Raw genomic sequence first — 15,285 nt, 5'->3', positions numbered from 1 at the left:
GTTGACCCTAGAGATCATCACTTCCCCGGCCCTCGCCCCCGTGTCGCACGGGTTCTTCACCCGCAAGGGTGGAGCCTCCTCGGGCGTGTTCGAGGGGCTGAACTGCGGCGGCGGGTCGAGCGACCTGAGCGATGCGGTGGCGCTGAACCGGGTGCGGGTGGCGGGCGCGATGGACGTGGCCCCCGACGCGCTGGTGACGGTGCATCAGGTGCATTCGCCCGATGTGGTCACGGTGACGGGGCCGCTGGGCGATGCGAAGCCGAAGGCCGATGCGCTGGTGAGCGCCACGAAGGGCGTGGCGCTGGGCATCCTCACCGCAGATTGCCAGCCGGTGCTGTTTGCCGATGCGGAGGCGGGCGTGGTCGGCGCGGCCCATGCGGGCTGGCGCGGCGCGCTGGCGGGGGTGCTGGCGCGGACGGTGGAGGCGATGGAGGCGCTGGGCGCGCGGCGCGAGAACATCGCCGCCGTGATCGGCCCCTCGATCAGCCAGCGGGCCTATGAGGTTGGCCCGGAGTTCTTTGAGGACTTCATGGCCGAGGACCCGGAGTTTGCCCGTTTCTTTGCCGGGGGCGAGGGCGACCGGATGCAATTTGACCTGCCGGGCTTCGGGCTGCACATGCTGCGCGAGGCGGGTGTGGGCACGGCGGAATGGACCGGGCATTGCACCTATTCGGACCCCACGCGATTCTACTCTTTCCGGCGCACCACCCACCGGGGCGAGGCGGACTACGGGCGGCTGATTTCGGTGATCCGGCTGTAGAATCCGGCACCAATGCGGCAGGCCCTGCCGCCCCCCTGCCCCATTGCCCGCCCGAAACAATGCTGACCGCCCTGCGCGATTGTTTCTGCCGCATTTGATCGGCCTTGTTTTGAAGGGGTGCGGCGGCGCGGCATGGTTCTGCCGCAATCGATGACAGGGACTGCGCAAATTTTCTGAAAATTCTCGGCGATTGCCAAAACAGCGCCGCGTTCCGGGGGGAGATTGTGCATCAACGGGCAACGAAGCCCAGTGCCACAGAACACATGCCACAGAGCAGAAGAGCAGGAGCTGGAGATATGAAGACGCGCTGGATCAAGAAAGCCGCCAAGGCCACCGAGGCTGCGAAGGTCGAGATGCCTTGGGCACGGGGCGCCCGCCGCGAGGCGATGATTGCCCGCCGGGAAGCCCGGCTGGCCTCGTTGAACCTACTGTCGGCCTGAGGCGGGCCAGCGCCGCAGGCGCGCCTGAAGATCGAAATTCCCTCGCCGGGGCCTCTCCTCCCCGGCATCAAAGCGCAGCCCGCCGGTCCTCCCCCGGCGGGCTGTCTGATTCCGGGGCGCGGGAATCAGAATGTGGCACCGGGGGCCACGGGCGAGAAACAGTTTGCGCCGATTTGCCCGGATTGACGCCGGGGCGGCGGCGAATGGCACCGGAATTTTGACAGTCCGGGCGCTTGGCCGCCATTTTCTTCCTCAAGACAAATCCTTCTGCGCTCTTTGGTGGGGGCCCAGCAGATGTGATCGAACCGAAAGGTGGTATCGCATGGTGTATCCTCGCCATCCCGTCGCTGGCCTCGCGACGGAAACAATTCGCCCCGCAGAGGGGCAGACCTCCTGGACGTCTCGCTCGGACGTTCGCTCGAAACCTCGGCGGGTGATGCCTCTCACCCGCCGCTACGAGGTTTCATACCTCGCTTCAAACGGTGACATAGATGAGTTTCAGCGGGTGGCTCCGGCCACTCCGCTGTTCGAGGATGCGTTCTCGGCCCTTGGCCGGGGCGCCCTCATTTCCACGGTCGATGGCCTCACGGCCGTGGAAGATATTCTGCCCGGCACCCTCGTGGAAACCTCGACCGGCCCCAAGCCGCTGCTCTGGATCGGCTCGATGATGGTGTTTCCCGACAGCGGCGAACTCTCCGCGCGGGCGCCGGGGCACGAGCCGCAGAAGATGCTGCGGATCGCCACCGATTCCTTCGGCCTCGGCCGCCCTGCCCCCGACCTGATGCTCGGCCCGCGCGCCCGGCTGCTCTACCGGAACGCGGCCTGCGTGCATGCGGTGGGTGCCGAAGAGGCCTTTGCCCCGGCCCGCGCCTTTGTGGACGGTGTCAGCGTGATCGAGATTTCGCCTGTCTCGCCGCAGAAGGTCTGGCAGCTCTGCTTCGAGGGGCAGCAGACGTTTTACGTGAACGGCGTGGAGGTGGAGAGCTTTCACCCTGGCCTGCAGGCGGAGACGATCCACGACCGGGAGATGTCGGCGCTGTTCCTCGCGCTCTTCCCGCATATCGAGCAGTTCGAGGATTTCGGGCCGATGGATGTGCCGCGGCTCACCGCCTTCGAGCTGGACAACCTGCGCGCCGCCTGAGGCGGAGCGCCAAACCCACAGACATATGCAGCACGGCGGCCCCGCTCCCTCGGCGGGGCCGTTTGCCGTTTGCGGGTGAGGTGTTCAGGCGGTCTTGGCGAGGCGCGCTTCGAGCACGTCGAAGGGCACGCCGGGGTCATCCTTGGCGCAGCGGATCACCAGCGAGGTCTTGACCGAGGCCACGTTGGGCGCGGTCAGCAACTGGCCGGTCAGGAAGCTCTGGAAGCTGGAGAGATCGGGCGCGACGCATTTCAGGATGAAGTCGATCTCGCCGTTCAGCATGTGGCACTCACGCACGAGCGACCACTCGCGGCAGCGCTGCTCGAAGGCGGCCAGATCGCTCTCGGCCTGGCTGTTGAGGCCGACCATCGCAAAGACCTGCACCTCGAAGCCGAGCTCGCGGCTGTCGACATCGGCGTGGTAGCCCTTGATGTACCCGGCCTCCTCGAGCGCGCGCACGCGGCGCAGGCAGGGCGGGGCCGAGATGCCGACCTTTTCGGCCAGCGCGACATTGGTCATCCGCCCGTCGGCCTGAAGCTCCGCGAGGATGTTCCGATCAATTTCGTCGAGCTTCGATGTGGCCATTTGCCCCCTCCGATTTGCCGTTTTGTACGCCGGAGCGCCGCCACGCGCAAGAATGTTTCGCATTTGCGCAAGAAACAGAATGCGCATCCCTGCCATGCAAGGGCGCCCTTTCTCTCACCCGTCCGGGGGCCTATATGGCCTGACACAATCGATTCCAGCGAGGCAAGGGGGCCGCCATGAGCGAGACGCGCCACACCAAGACCCTGATCATCGGCTCCGGCCCTGCCGGCTACACGGCGGGCGTTTATGCCAGCCGCGCGATGCTGAACCCGATTCTGGTGCAGGGCATCGAGCCGGGCGGTCAGCTGACCACCACCACCGAGGTGGAAAACTGGCCGGGCGATACAGAGGTGCAGGGCCCCGACCTGATGGTGCGGATGGAGGCCCACGCCAAGGCGATGGGCTGCGAGATCATCGGCGATATCATCGTGGAGCTGGACACCGAGAGCCGCCCCTTCGTGGCCAAGGGCGACAGCGGCACCACCTACACCGCCGACGCGGTGATCCTCGCGACCGGTGCGCGGGCCAAGTGGCTCGGGCTGGACAGCGAAGAGAAGTTCAAGGGCTTCGGCGTGTCGGCCTGTGCGACCTGCGACGGCTTCTTTTATCGCGGTCAGGAGATCGTGGTGATCGGCGGCGGCAACACCGCCGTGGAAGAGGCGCTGTTCCTGACCAACTTCGCCAGCAAGGTGACGCTGATCCACCGGCGTGACGAGCTGCGCGCGGAGAAGATCCTGCAGGACCGGCTGCTGAAGAACCCCAAGATTGAGCCGCTGTGGTTCCACGAGCTTGAGGAAGTGGTGGGCGAAGACAACCCACTGGGCGTGGAAGCCGTGCGGGTGAAGCACACCAAGACCGGCGAGATCACCGAGATCCCCTGCAAGGGCGTGTTCGTGGCCATCGGCCATGCCCCCGCGACCGAGCTGGTGAAGGACAAGCTGGAGCTGCACAACGGCGGCTACGTGAAGGTGAAGCCCGGCACCACCGAGACCTCGATCCCCGGGATCTTCGCCGCGGGTGACCTGACCGACCACAAGTACCGGCAGGCGGTGACCTCCGCCGGCATGGGCTGCATGGCCGCGCTCGACGCCGAGCGCTGGCTGGCCGAGCAGGATGCGGCGGCCGAGCCCGACCCGAGCGCGGCGGTCGAGCCCGCAGAGGCCTGATACCGGCCCTGCCCCCGGTTTTATTTTGCACCGGCGCCTTCCCGCCCCTTCACGGGCGGGCGGCGCAACTTATCTGAGATATGCGGCGTTGATCGCCGGGTGTTTCTTGCGCGCGGTGCAACATGGCGGTGATCGCTGAATTCGTCTCGACATGGCAGGTGGCGATTGCGCTTTCGCTGATCGCGCTGCTGGTTCTGCTTTTCGTGCTGGAGCTTTACCCGCCCGAGGTGCCCGCCGCCGGGGTGGCGGCGCTGTTCGTGGCGCTGGGCTATGTGGACGGCAAGGAGATGCTCGGGGTCTTCTCCAACTCCGCCCCGCTGACGGTGGCGGCGATGTTCGTGCTCTCGGGCGCGCTGGTGCGGACGGGGGTGCTGGAGGCGGTCTCGGATGCGGTGATCGCCCGCTCGGCCAGCCACCCGCGGCGGGCGCTGGTGCTGATGGTGCTGGTCACGCTCTTGGCCTCGGCCTTCGTCAACAACACGCCGGTGGTGCTGGTGCTGATCCCGGTGGTGATCCGGCTGGCGGGGGCGCTTGGGCTTGCCTCCACCCGGCTGCTGATTCCGCTCAGCTACATCGCCATCCTCGGCGGCACCTGCACGCTGATCGGCACCTCGACCAACCTCGTGGTCGACGGCGTGGCGCAGGAGGCGGGGCTGGCGGGGTTCTCGATTTTCGAGATCACCCCGGTGGGGCTGATCGTGGCGGCGACGGGGCTGGGCTACCTGTTTCTTGCCGGGCGCTTCGCCCTGCCCTCGCGGCCCGACAGCGACCCTGAGGACCTGATGGGCGAGGTGCGCTACATCACCGAGGTCGCGGTGCTCGACAACGGCCTTGTCGGTAAGCCGCTGGGCCAAGTGCCCGCGCTGAACCGCGCCGGGATGAAGGTGACCGGCCTGAAGCGCCGGGGCGAGACCCGCCGGTCGGCGCTGGCCGAGGAGGTGCTGGAGGCGGGCGACCGGCTGATCGTGACCGCCACCACATCGGAATTGCTGACCCTGCATGAGGCGGCGGGCCTGCGGGTGGGCCTGCGCCGGGGCGACCGTTACCAGGGCGAGGTGGCGCAGGTGGAGGTGGTGGTGGCGCCGCAAAAGTCGCACGCCGGGCGGAGCCTGCGGGAGATGTCGCTTGGGCGGCGCTACGGGGTGCGGGTGCTGGGGGTGCATCGGCACGGGCATGTGGCAGGGCCGGATCTGGGCTCTGTGCGGCTGCGGGCCGCCGACAAGCTGCTGCTGGAAGGCCCACCCGAGGCGTTTTCGACGCTGGAGGAGGAGGCACAGCTGATCTCGGTCAACCGGCCAGTGGGCAGAGCCTTTCGGCGGGGACGCGCGCCGCTGTCGCTGGTGGCGCTCACCGCCGTTGTGGCGCTGGCGGCCTTCGGGGTCATGGATATCGCCACCCTCTCGATGCTCGCGGTCGCGGCGATGCTGATCCTGCGCTGTATTGATGCGGACGAGGCATGGGGCGCGCTGGACGGGGCGATCCTAGTGCTGATCTTCGCCATGCTGATCATCGGGATCGGGTTGCAGAACACCGGTGCGGTGGCGGCCATCGTGGGCGCGGTCTCGCCGCTCTTGGAGCAGATGCCGCCGGTGGTGGCGCTGGCCCTAGTCTACCTGCTGGCGTCGGTGCTGACGGAACTGGTGACCAACAACGCGGTGGCGGTGCTGCTCACCCCCATCGCCATCGGTCTTGCCACGGCGCTGGGGATCGACGCGCGGGCGATGGTGATCATCGTGATGTTCGGCGCCTCGGCCAGCTTTGCCACGCCCATCGGCTACCAGACCAACACGCTGGTGTACGGCGCGGGCAACTACCGGTTCACCGACTTCCTGAAGGTGGGCGTGCCGATGAACATCATCGCCGGGCTGGCAACGGTGGCGGCGGTCTGGGCGCTTTATCTCTGAGGCGGCGCGGGCGGGCGCGGATTTTTGGCAACATCCCGCCTGCCAACCCACCTTTGGGGTTTTCTTTACGGCCCGGATGGCAGATGTGTTCAACATTGAACACACATTGAGTCGCCCTGCCCGCCCATGCCTGCCCAAGCCGAAAAGACCCAGCTGCCCGGAGAGGACCAGCTCTTCATGCTGCTGCGCCAGCTGGAGCGGGCACCGGAGGCAACGCAGCGCAGCCTTGCGGGGGCCCTGAAGGTCTCGCTCGGCACGCTCAACACCCAGCTCCGCGCGGCCAGCGCCGCCGGGCTGATCGAAACCACCGCCCGCCCCGGCCCGGACAAGCGCCAGCGCTTCGCCTATGCGCTGACCGAGGCCGGGCTGGCCGAGAAGGACCGGCTGATCGACGCCTTCCTCGCCCGGAAATTCACCGAATACACCAACCTTTTCGCCGAGTTGACCGGCTCGGCGAGCGACCTCATGCCTTTGAAGTACAGGAGCAGCCTGATGCAGAACAACCTCGCCCCGATCCCGGAGCTCTATGTCTCTTACGAGAGCGCCCAGAAGCTGAAGGTGGAGGCCGCTGACCTCACCTCGCACGACCTCTCGCCGCGCCAGATCTGCGATCTGGAACTGCTGATGAACGGCGGCTTCAACCCGCTGAAGGGGTTCCTGAGCGAAGAGGATTACAACGGCGTCGTCGAGAACATGCGGCTGGCCGACGGCTCGCTCTGGCCGATGCCGATCACCCTCGATGTGAGCGACAAGTTCGCCGAGAGCATCGAGCTGGGTCAGGACATTGCCCTGCGCGATCAGGAGGGCGTGATCCTCGCCACCATGACCGTCACCGACAAATGGGTGCCCAATAAGGCCCGCGAGGCGGAGAAGGTCTTTGGCGCCGACGACAGCGCCCACCCGGCAGTGAACTACCTGCACAATCAGGCGGGCAACGTTTATCTCGGTGGCCCGGTGACCGGCATCCAGCAGCCGGTGCATTACGACTTCCGCGCCCGCCGCGACACGCCCAACGAGCTGCGCGCCTACTTCCGCAAGCTGGGCTGGCGCCGTGTGGTGGCCTTCCAGACCCGCAACCCGCTGCACCGCGCGCACCAGGAGCTGACCTTCCGCGCCGCCAAGGAAGCGCAGGCCAACCTGCTGATCCATCCGGTCGTGGGCATGACCAAGCCGGGCGACGTGGATCACTTTACCCGCGTGCGCTGCTACGAGGCGGTGCTCGACAAGTACCCGGGCGCGACGACCACGATGAGCCTGCTGAACCTCGCCATGCGAATGGCCGGCCCGCGTGAGGCCGTCTGGCACGGGCTGATCCGCAAGAACCACGGCTGCACCCACTTCATCGTTGGCCGTGACCACGCCGGCCCCGGCAAGAACTCCGCCGGCGAAGACTTCTACGGCCCCTATGACGCGCAGGAACTGTTCCGCGAGCATCAGGACGAGATCGGCATCGAGATGGTCGATTTCAAACACATGGTCTGGGTGCAGGAGCGCGCGCAATACGAGCCGATGGACGAGATCGCCGACAAGGACAAGGTGACGATCCTCAACATCTCCGGCACCGAGCTGCGCCGCCGTTTGGCCGAGGGGCTGGAAATTCCGGAGTGGTTCTCCTTCCCCGAGGTGGTGAAGGAGCTGCGCCGCACCCGCCCGCCGCGGGCCAAGCAGGGCTTTACCGTGTTCTTCACCGGCTTCTCCGGCTCGGGCAAGAGCACCATCGCCAACGCGCTGATGGTCAAGCTGATGGAGATGGGCGGCCGCCCGGTGACGCTGCTCGACGGCGATATCGTGCGGAAGAACCTCTCCAGCGAGCTGGGCTTCTCCAAGGAGCACCGTGACCTGAACATCCGCCGCATCGGCTATGTTGCCAGCGAGATCACCAAGAACGGCGGCATCGCGATTTGCGCCCCGATCGCGCCCTATGCGACCACCCGCCGTGCAGTGCGCGAGGATATCGAGAGCTACGGCGCCTTTGTGGAGATCCACGTGGCGACCAGCATCGAAGAGTGCGAACGGCGCGACCGCAAGGGGCTCTACAAGCTGGCGCGTGAAGGCAAGATCAAGGAGTTCACCGGCATCTCCGACCCCTATGACGTGCCCGAAAGCCCCGAGCTGCGGGTCGAGACCGAGGGCACCGACGTGGACAACTGCGCCCACCAGGTGCTGCTGAAGCTGGAGCAGATGGGGCTGGTTGCCGCCGTCTGAGCAGGTTCAGACCTTCAAGACACATGCAAAGCCCCGGTTCGCGCCGGGGCTTTCACGTTCCGGTTCAGTGCACCGTCACCGGCGACATGTCGTGCTGGCGGGCGAGGACGAAGGCCAGTTCGCGGCCTTGCACCAGGGCGAGGCGCTCGCCTTCGTCGTTGTGGACGGCGTAGATATCGCCTGCGGCCTCGGCCTGAGCGCGCACCTCGTCGGGGAGGTCGTCGACCTCGACCTTGCGGACGTAGACGATGGGGCGCTCGCCTTCGGCGGTCATCATGTCTTCAGCAAACTTCGTGTTCATCACACGTCTCCTTTTCAGATTACCCGTCCCTCGGGTTGCCCGCACGTTGGCGGGGTGCTTGCGCGGGTACGTTTGAAGCCCGGCTCAGGCGCGATCGATCCTGATCGTCTGAACGACAGTTTCGGGCTCGGCGCGGGTCAGGTGCACATGCAGAAGCCCGTTCTCCAGTTTCGCCCCGGCCACCTCGACGCCATCGGCCAACACGAAGCTGCGCTGGAACTGGCGGGCGGCGATGCCCCGGTGCAGGAACACCCTGCCGTCATCCTCATCCGACTGGCGGCCGCGAATGACGAGCTGTGAATCCTCAACCGTGATCGAGAGATCGGGTTCCGCAAAACCTGCCACCGCGAGGGTTATGCGATAGGCGTTCTCGCCAGATTGCTCGATGTTGAAGGGGGGATAGCCCTCGTTGCCCGACTTGGCGGTGCGCTCGACCAGCCTTTCAAGCTGCTCGAAACCGAGGAGAAACGGGTGGGACCCGAGTGTGAGTTTGCTCATCTGGCACAGCCCTTTGCGTAAGCGACAATGCGGAATGCGGCCCCGTGCTGGCGACCACCCTTGCAATATGGGGCCTCAGGCGGCCTGCGGCAAGGGCTGGGCATTGAGCGGGCGCGGAAAATGCATATGATCTGAGCACTTGCCACCGATCCGAAGACCGCAGCCATGAATGCTCCCGGCGAAATGAGCCACGAAGAGGTGCTCCGCGTGAAGCTGGAGGTGCTCAAGCGCGAGCACCGCGAGCTGGACGAGGCGATCCATGCGATCATGGAGCGGGCAACGGGCGACAGTTTCACCCTGCAGCGGCTGAAGAAGAAAAAGCTGGCGCTGAAGGACGAGATCGCCCGGGTCGAGGACGAGCTTTACCCCGACATCATCGCGTAACATTGCAGCGGGCCACGGCGCGGCTATAAAGGCCGCTCTTTGATGGCGGAGAGGAGCCTTGAGCATGGCAGAGCCGATTGTGGGCATCATCATGGGCAGCCAGTCGGACTGGCCGACGATGAAGCATGCCGCCGATGTGCTGGACGAGCTGGGCGTGGCCTGGGAGGCGAAGATCGTTTCGGCCCACCGCACGCCAGACCGGCTTTGGAGCTATGGCAAGGCAGCCGCCGGCCGGGGGCTGAAGGTGATCATCGCGGGCGCGGGCGGCGCGGCGCATTTGCCGGGCATGATGGCCAGCAAGACGCGGGTGCCGGTGGTGGGCGTGCCGGTGCAGACGCGGGCGCTGAGCGGGGTCGACAGCCTCTATTCCATCGTGCAGATGCCGCGCGGCTTTCCGGTCGCCACGATGGCGATTGGCGAGGCGGGCGCGGTGAACGCGGGGCTGATGGCTGCGGGCATTCTCGCAGTCTCCGACGACGCGCTGGCCGAGCGGCTGGATGCGTGGCGTGATGCGCTCTCGGCCTCGATCCCGGAGGAGCCTTCCGATGTCTGAGCCTCTCGCACCGGGATCGGTGATCGGCATTCTGGGCGGCGGGCAGCTGGGGCGGATGCTCTCGGTGGCCGCCGCGCGGCTGGGCTATAAGGCGCATATCTTCGAGCCGGGCGCGGCCCCTGCGGGCGATGTGGCGGCACGGGTGACGACAGCGGGCTATGACGACGTGGAGGCGCTGATGGCCTTTGCCGAGAGCGTGGACGTGATCACCTATGAGTTCGAGAACATCCCGACCGCCGCGCTCGACACGCTGGAAGCGATCCGCCCGATCCGCCCCGGGCGCGAGGCGCTGCGGGTCAGCCAGGACCGGCTGACAGAGAAGGAGTTCCTGCGCGGGCTGGGGCTGGAGACGGCCCCCTTTGCCCCGGTGGCCTCGGAGGCCGAGATGGCCGAAGCGGTGGCCGAAATCGGCGCGCCCTCGATCCTCAAGACCCGGCGGCTGGGCTATGACGGCAAGGGGCAGGCCCGGCTGGCGAGCGCCGAGGATGCGCCGGTGGCCTGGGCCGCGATGGAGGGCGCGGAAGCCGTTCTGGAGGGCTTCGTGAACTTCAGCCTCGAGGTTTCGGTGATCGCCGCGCGCGGGCTGACGGGCGAGGTGGTGTGCTTCGACCTTGGCGAGAACGTGCACAAATCCGGCATTCTGGCCACGACGACCGTGCCCGCCAAGATCCCGCCGCGACTTTCAACCGATGCGGCACTTATGGCCGGCAAGATCCTGAATGCGCTGGATTACGTGGGTGTCATGGGCGTGGAGCTTTTTGTCACCCCCGGCGCGCTCATCGTGAACGAAATCGCCCCGCGTGTGCACAATTCCGGCCATTGGACGCAGAACGGCTGTGCGGTGGACCAGTTTGAGCAGCATATCCGCGCCGTGGCGGGCTGGCCGTTGGGCGATGGCAAGCGGCACTCGGATGTGGAGATGGAAAACCTCATTGGAGACGACATCGACCGCGTGCCGCAGATCGCGCGGGAGCCGCATGCGGCGGTGCATCTCTACGGCAAGGCGGAGGCGCGACCGGGCCGGAAGATGGGGCATGTGAACCGGGTGAAACCGGCTACTCGGTGATCTCTTTCAGCCCCATCGCCACGGCGTCGGCATAGCTCAGCTCTGGGTCGAAGGCGCCGCTTTCGAGAAAGGTCAGCACCTGTGCCATGACGACCGGGTTGGTCATCATGAAGGTGTGGGTCACGGGCAGCGCGATCCAGTCGGCCTCGCCCGCGACGTGGGTGTTTTCGACCGCAACCTTGCTGTCATCGGGGCCGGGGATGATCGAGGAATACACCGGGTTGAAGCTGAGGGTGCCGGCGATGATCCCGGGGCCAAACCACGCCGGGCCGAGCTGTTGCGGCACGGAGGCCGGGTCGGTGCCGAGCTGGTCGCCCGCGGGGCCGTTGACGGCATCGAAGATCGCCCAGTCGGAGAGGGTGTCGACCAACTCGCTGCCCTCGTTGGGCGGGCCCATCATCACCACATGGCCAAGGCGCTCGGGGCGGGCCTCTTCCAGCCACATGCGCAGCAGGATGCCGCCCATCGAGTGGGTGACGAAATGCACGCGCTCGCCCTCGCAGACGGCGTAGGCGGCGGGGACGGCGGCCACAAGCTCCTCCACCGGCGCGCGGGTGGAGGGGTAGCCCTTGTTCACCGTGGCATAGCCCGCCTCGGAGAGCGCCAGCTCGAGCGGAGCCATCGAGCCGGTGCCGCGGGCAAGACCGTGCAGAAGCACGACGCAATCCTTCGCCGCGGCGGGTGCGGCGAGCAGGGTGAGGCAGAGGGCGAGCATCAAGCGCATGGCAGGCATGTAGGGGCCGCCGCGGGGCCTTGCCAGTGGCGCGCCGCAGCGTCACGGTGCGGCCATGCCCATTCGCCTCGCCACCCGCGCCGTGATCGTGAAAGACGACCGACTGCTCATCGTCAATGCCTGGGCCGACCCGATGGTGCAGCTTTGGTGCGCACCGGGCGGCGGGGCGGAGATGCACAGCTCCCTGCCGGATAACCTTGCGCGGGAGGTGCATGAAGAGACCGGGCTGGTGGTGAAGGTCGGGCCGCCCTGCCTTGTGAACGAGTATCACGAGGAGGAGACGGGCTTTCATCAGGTTGAAATCTTCTTTCGCTGCAAGGTGTTGGAGGGAAAGTTGCGGGAGGATTGGGTGGACCCGGAGCGGGTGGTGACGCGCCGCCGCTGGGTGACGGCGGAGGAGTTGGCCGCCCTGCCCCACAAGCCCGACAGCCTTGGCGCGGTCGCCTTTAGCCGCGGGTTTGGCTACGACCCGCTGGAGCCGCTGGCGCGGTGACGGCCAGCGCGATGCCGCCCACCACCACGGCCCCGGCGATTATCAGCTTCCACGTGAGGGCCTCGCCCAGCAGCAGCGCCCCGGCGGCCACGGCGATCACCGGCACCGAGAGCTGCACCACGGCGGCGGTGGTTGTTTCGATCTTCGGCAGCACCGCGTACCAGAGCGCATAGCCGAGGCCGGAGGTGACGGCCCCGCCGACCACCGCGAGCAGCGCCCCGCCCGGTGCGGGCCAGCTCGGCAGCGCGGCGAGCGTGGCGAGCACCATCAGCGGAAGGCACCAGAGGAAGTTGGAGGCCGTGGCCGCCAGCGGGTTGGCCGCGCCGCGACCGTCGAGGGTGTAAAACGCCCAGCCGACGCCCGCAGCCGTCATCAGCGCGGCGCCGGTGAGGTCGACCGAGAAGCCGCCGCCGGGCCAGAGCAGCGAGGCCAGCCCGGCAAAGGCCAGCGCGGCACCGGCAAGCCGCTGCGGCCCGAGCGCCGCGCCGCGCAGGGCGGCCACGGCGAACATGGTGACCTGAATCACCCCGAAGAGGATGAGCGCCCCCAGCCCCGCGCCGAGGGTGAGGTAGGCCAGCGAGAAGCCCAGCATGTAGGTGGCGAGCGAGAGCGCCCCGACCCATGGGATGCGGCGAGGCATGGCGGTGCGGCGCAGGGCGAGCAGGAGCCAGAGCATCGCCGCGCCAGAGGCCACGCGGATCAGCGCGTAGCCCAGCGGGTCGATCAGCCCGGCCTCCACCGCGGCGCGGTTCAGCAGGGAGTTGGCGGCGAAGGCCACCATGGTGACGGTGATCAGAAGGGCGAGGCGCATGGCCAAGGCTTAGCGGCACGGGCGGGCGGTGCAAAGCGATCGCGGCTCACGAGCACGCGATTCGGCGGGGCGCGGGGCGTGAAATTGTGGCTGAGGCGGGCGGTTCGGCGCGGGCGGAGGGCGGCGGGAATGGACGTGTGGCTGCGTGGGGCGGCCCTGTAACCTGCCTTGCGGTGATGAAAATTCGGGCCGCGTGAAAGGGCCGTGAAGGTGGGGCGGCACCGTCACGGATTATTCACTCAGGTAGAAACGGCAGGGCGGCGTTACCCTTAAGGGTGTGGCGCCCCGGTGCCCGCATTATTTGCAAGACCCATTTTCAATGACACGAGCCAAGGAGGTTTCCATGGCCAAGATGAAGATATTCCGCATCAACTCGATCCAGCTCAATGTGCTTGAAAGCGAACCTCCGCAGCTTTCGATCAGCGTCACCGGCGATACCACCACCGCAGGGTGGACGGCGCCGGAGCTGAAGCCGCTGGAGAAGAAACTCTCTGCCGATGGCATCCTCGATCTGGAGTTCGTGGCCGAGCCGCCCGACGGGATCGTGGCGCAGGTGATCTCGCCCACCGCTGCCTCCTTTGTCTGGAAGGATGACGTGGAGCGGATCGTTGGCGTGCGCGTTGTCTCGCGCAGCAATGACCCGATCCAGTTGCTGCGGCCTGGCGGCGAGTTTACGACGCTGGCGATTGGCGAAGAGGGGCCGCCCACCCTGCCCATCGGTGAGGATTTCACCACGCGGGCACTGGGCGAGGAAGGCCCGCCGACGACCCCGTTCCTTGGCGAGGAAGGCCCCGAGACAAGCCCGTTCAAGGGTGAGGAAGGCCCCGGCACCACCCCATTTGTTGGGGAAGAAGGGCCGGGCACTTCGCCCTTTGTGGGCGAGGAAGATCCGGGCACCACGCCGTTCGTGGGAGAAGAGGGCCCCGGCACCACGCCGATCTTCGGCGAGGAAGACCCGAAGACAGCCGCTATCGGCGAAGAGGGGCCGAAGACTGTCTTTGTGGGCGAGGAAGGCCCGAAGACCGCCGCGCTGGGAGAGGAAGGGCCGCCCACGACCTTGGCCCTTGGCGAAGAGGGCGGCACCGGCTTTGTTGGCGAGGGCGGGCCGGGGGGCAGCCCGGTGATTGCCGAGAGCGGTGCCTCGACAGCCGCCACCGGCGAGGAGCCGGGGGGCGATCCGAGCACGGCGGCCACCGGCGAAGAGACCGGCGGCTTCAAGGGGGTGACCGGCGAGACCATGCTCGACCCGTTCACGGCGCTGGGCAACCGCAATCCCTTCGGTCGCCGCTAAGTGGCCGACGCAACCCCGTTTCACGCCGATCTGCTCATCGCAGGCGGCGCGAATGACCCCAATCTCCACGCGCTCGCCGCGGCGGCCCGGAGGCTTGGGGTTTCGATTGCGGGCATCTTTCACGGGCCGGACCATGAGCCGCCGATCAGCTGGGATTTTGCCAGCGGCGTCCTCTCGATCGACGGGCACCCGCTGGAGGTGACGGGCGGCTTTTTGCGCTACGACGTGTTCAACCCCACCACCGGCGACCCGATGCGGGTGGACCGCTCGATGGCGTGGTACTCCACGCTGGATGGCTGGCTTCAGAGCACGGAGACGGTGGCCAGCTTCAACCCGGAGCCTGCGGCGGCGGCGGGCAACAAGAGCGCCTTTCTGGTGCGGGCCGCGCAGGCCGGGTTGCAGGTGCCACGCACGCTCGTCACCAATGATCGCCGGGCGATAGCGGCTTTTGGCGATGGCTGCGTGGTGAAGCCGGCGGCGGGCGGCGCGCATTGTGCCACCTTCGGTGAGGTCGATGCCGAGACCGAGTGGAAGGACGAGGCCGCGCCCAACCCGGTGTTCGTGCAGGAGCGGCTGGTTTACCCGGAGTTCCGCGCCTTCGTAGTTGGCGGCGCGCTGCATATGTTCGAGCTGGACAGCCCCGCGCTGGACCATCGATCGACCCGGGAGAGCAGCCTCGACTACCGGCCCGACCTGACCCTGCCGGATGGCATTGGCGATAAGCTCCTTGGGCTGGCCGACGACCTTGGCCTCAGCTTTTGCGCCTATGACCTGAAGACCCGCCCGGATGACGGAAGCCTTTGCGTGCTCGAGGTCAACTCCGGCCCGATGTTCGCCGGGTTCGACCGCAAGGCGGGCGGCAAGCTGACCGAGGCGATGGTGCGGGCGCTGGTGCCCGGCTGAACCCCGCAGGGCCGCGCACAAAAGAAAAGGGGCCGCGAGATGCGGCCCCTT

General features: G+C 67.2%; 17 protein-coding genes. 12 read left to right on the top strand and 5 right to left on the bottom strand.

Features of this window, described 5'->3' with window-relative positions:
• Position 1: 1 nt before the first annotated feature.
• The 3 genes from pgeF to KUV38_RS00835 all read left to right on the top strand — a co-directional run bounded on the left by pgeF (position 2) and on the right by KUV38_RS00835 (position 2,341).
• Positions 2-760, top strand: a complete 759-nt coding sequence (pgeF, locus tag KUV38_RS00845; RefSeq protein WP_222468245.1) for a peptidoglycan editing factor PgeF — start codon at positions 2-4, stop codon at positions 758-760.
• A gap of 296 nt (positions 761-1,056) precedes the next feature.
• Positions 1,057-1,200 carry a hypothetical protein gene (locus KUV38_RS00840; RefSeq protein WP_222468244.1) on the top strand — a complete coding sequence of 48 codons (144 nt, stop codon included), beginning with the start codon at positions 1,057-1,059 and terminating at the stop codon, positions 1,198-1,200.
• A 436-nt stretch (positions 1,201-1,636) separates the two neighbouring features.
• Positions 1,637-2,341 carry a Hint domain-containing protein gene (locus KUV38_RS00835; protein WP_222468243.1) on the top strand — a complete coding sequence of 235 codons (705 nt, stop codon included), beginning with the start codon at positions 1,637-1,639 and terminating at the stop codon, positions 2,339-2,341.
• Positions 2,342-2,425: 84 nt separating this feature from the next.
• Here the strand turns inward: KUV38_RS00835 and KUV38_RS00830 are convergent, their stop codons facing one another.
• Entirely contained in the window at positions 2,426-2,926 is a 501-nt protein-coding gene (locus tag KUV38_RS00830; protein ID WP_222468242.1) for an Lrp/AsnC family transcriptional regulator, read from the bottom strand.
• 176 nt (positions 2,927-3,102) lie between these two features.
• Here KUV38_RS00830 and trxB point away from each other — a divergent pair, with 176 nt between their 5' ends.
• From trxB to KUV38_RS00815, 3 genes are all read left to right on the top strand, one after another.
• Positions 3,103-4,092, top strand: a complete 990-nt coding sequence (gene trxB, locus KUV38_RS00825) for a thioredoxin-disulfide reductase (protein ID WP_222468241.1) — start codon at positions 3,103-3,105, stop codon at positions 4,090-4,092.
• Positions 4,093-4,214: 122 nt separating this feature from the next.
• Positions 4,215-5,996, top strand: a complete 1,782-nt coding sequence (locus KUV38_RS00820; protein WP_222468240.1) for an SLC13 family permease — start codon at positions 4,215-4,217, stop codon at positions 5,994-5,996.
• Positions 5,997-6,122: 126 nt separating this feature from the next.
• Positions 6,123-8,201 carry a bifunctional sulfate adenylyltransferase/adenylylsulfate kinase gene (locus KUV38_RS00815; RefSeq protein ID WP_222468239.1) on the top strand — a complete coding sequence of 693 codons (2,079 nt, stop codon included), beginning with the start codon at positions 6,123-6,125 and terminating at the stop codon, positions 8,199-8,201.
• Between the two features lie 64 nt (positions 8,202-8,265).
• Here KUV38_RS00815 and KUV38_RS00810 read toward each other — a convergent pair whose 3' ends face one another.
• Entirely contained in the window at positions 8,266-8,502 is a 237-nt protein-coding gene (locus tag KUV38_RS00810; protein ID WP_222468238.1) for a DUF1150 family protein, read from the bottom strand.
• A gap of 84 nt (positions 8,503-8,586) precedes the next feature.
• Positions 8,587-9,000, bottom strand: coding sequence for an Hsp20 family protein (locus tag KUV38_RS00805; protein WP_222468237.1), 414 nt, complete (start codon positions 8,998-9,000; stop codon positions 8,587-8,589).
• A 165-nt stretch (positions 9,001-9,165) separates the two neighbouring features.
• Here KUV38_RS00805 and KUV38_RS00800 point away from each other — a divergent pair, with 165 nt between their 5' ends.
• From KUV38_RS00800 to KUV38_RS00790, 3 genes are all read left to right on the top strand, one after another.
• Positions 9,166-9,384 carry a YdcH family protein gene (locus tag KUV38_RS00800; RefSeq protein WP_222468236.1) on the top strand — a complete coding sequence of 73 codons (219 nt, stop codon included), beginning with the start codon at positions 9,166-9,168 and terminating at the stop codon, positions 9,382-9,384.
• 64 nt (positions 9,385-9,448) lie between these two features.
• Positions 9,449-9,937, top strand: coding sequence for a 5-(carboxyamino)imidazole ribonucleotide mutase (gene purE, locus KUV38_RS00795; RefSeq protein WP_222468235.1), 489 nt, complete (start codon positions 9,449-9,451; stop codon positions 9,935-9,937).
• On the top strand, positions 9,930-11,003 hold the full coding sequence (locus KUV38_RS00790; RefSeq protein WP_222468234.1) for a 5-(carboxyamino)imidazole ribonucleotide synthase: 1,074 nt from the start codon (positions 9,930-9,932) through the stop codon (positions 11,001-11,003). The genes purE and KUV38_RS00790 overlap by 8 nt, the downstream gene beginning before the upstream one ends.
• On the opposite strand, the gene KUV38_RS00785 is transcribed toward KUV38_RS00790, so the two are convergent.
• The gene (locus tag KUV38_RS00785; protein ID WP_222468233.1) at positions 10,993-11,727 is read right to left on the bottom strand and encodes an esterase/lipase family protein; all 735 of its coding nucleotides are present in this window, start codon (positions 11,725-11,727) and stop codon (positions 10,993-10,995) included. The two genes, KUV38_RS00790 and KUV38_RS00785, sit on opposite strands and share 11 nt — an antisense overlap.
• A 64-nt stretch (positions 11,728-11,791) precedes the next feature.
• Between KUV38_RS00785 and KUV38_RS00780 the strand changes: the two genes are divergently transcribed.
• Positions 11,792-12,229, top strand: coding sequence for an NUDIX domain-containing protein (locus KUV38_RS00780; protein ID WP_222468232.1), 438 nt, complete (start codon positions 11,792-11,794; stop codon positions 12,227-12,229).
• Here the strand turns inward: KUV38_RS00780 and KUV38_RS00775 are convergent.
• On the bottom strand, positions 12,183-13,040 hold the full coding sequence (locus KUV38_RS00775; RefSeq protein WP_222468231.1) for a DMT family transporter: 858 nt from the start codon (positions 13,038-13,040) through the stop codon (positions 12,183-12,185). The two genes, KUV38_RS00780 and KUV38_RS00775, sit on opposite strands and share 47 nt — an antisense overlap.
• 343 nt (positions 13,041-13,383) lie before the next feature.
• On the opposite strand from KUV38_RS00775, the gene KUV38_RS00770 reads away from it, so the two are divergent.
• Both KUV38_RS00770 and KUV38_RS00765 read left to right on the top strand, forming a co-directional pair.
• Positions 13,384-14,331: a hypothetical protein gene (locus KUV38_RS00770; protein ID WP_222468230.1), complete on the top strand. Its 948-nt coding sequence runs from the start codon at positions 13,384-13,386 to the stop codon at positions 14,329-14,331.
• A complete protein-coding gene (locus KUV38_RS00765) occupies positions 14,332-15,234 on the top strand; it encodes a RimK family alpha-L-glutamate ligase (protein ID WP_222468229.1) in 903 nt (300 codons plus the stop codon).
• Positions 15,235-15,285: the final 51 nt, after the last annotated feature.

The organism is Vannielia litorea (assembly GCF_019801175.1).
In the GTDB taxonomy this organism is placed as follows: Bacteria; Pseudomonadota; Alphaproteobacteria; order Rhodobacterales; family Rhodobacteraceae; genus Vannielia; species Vannielia litorea_B.
The sequence above is the reverse complement of the archived record's forward strand: the minus strand, read 5'-3'. Positions and strand labels throughout refer to the sequence as shown.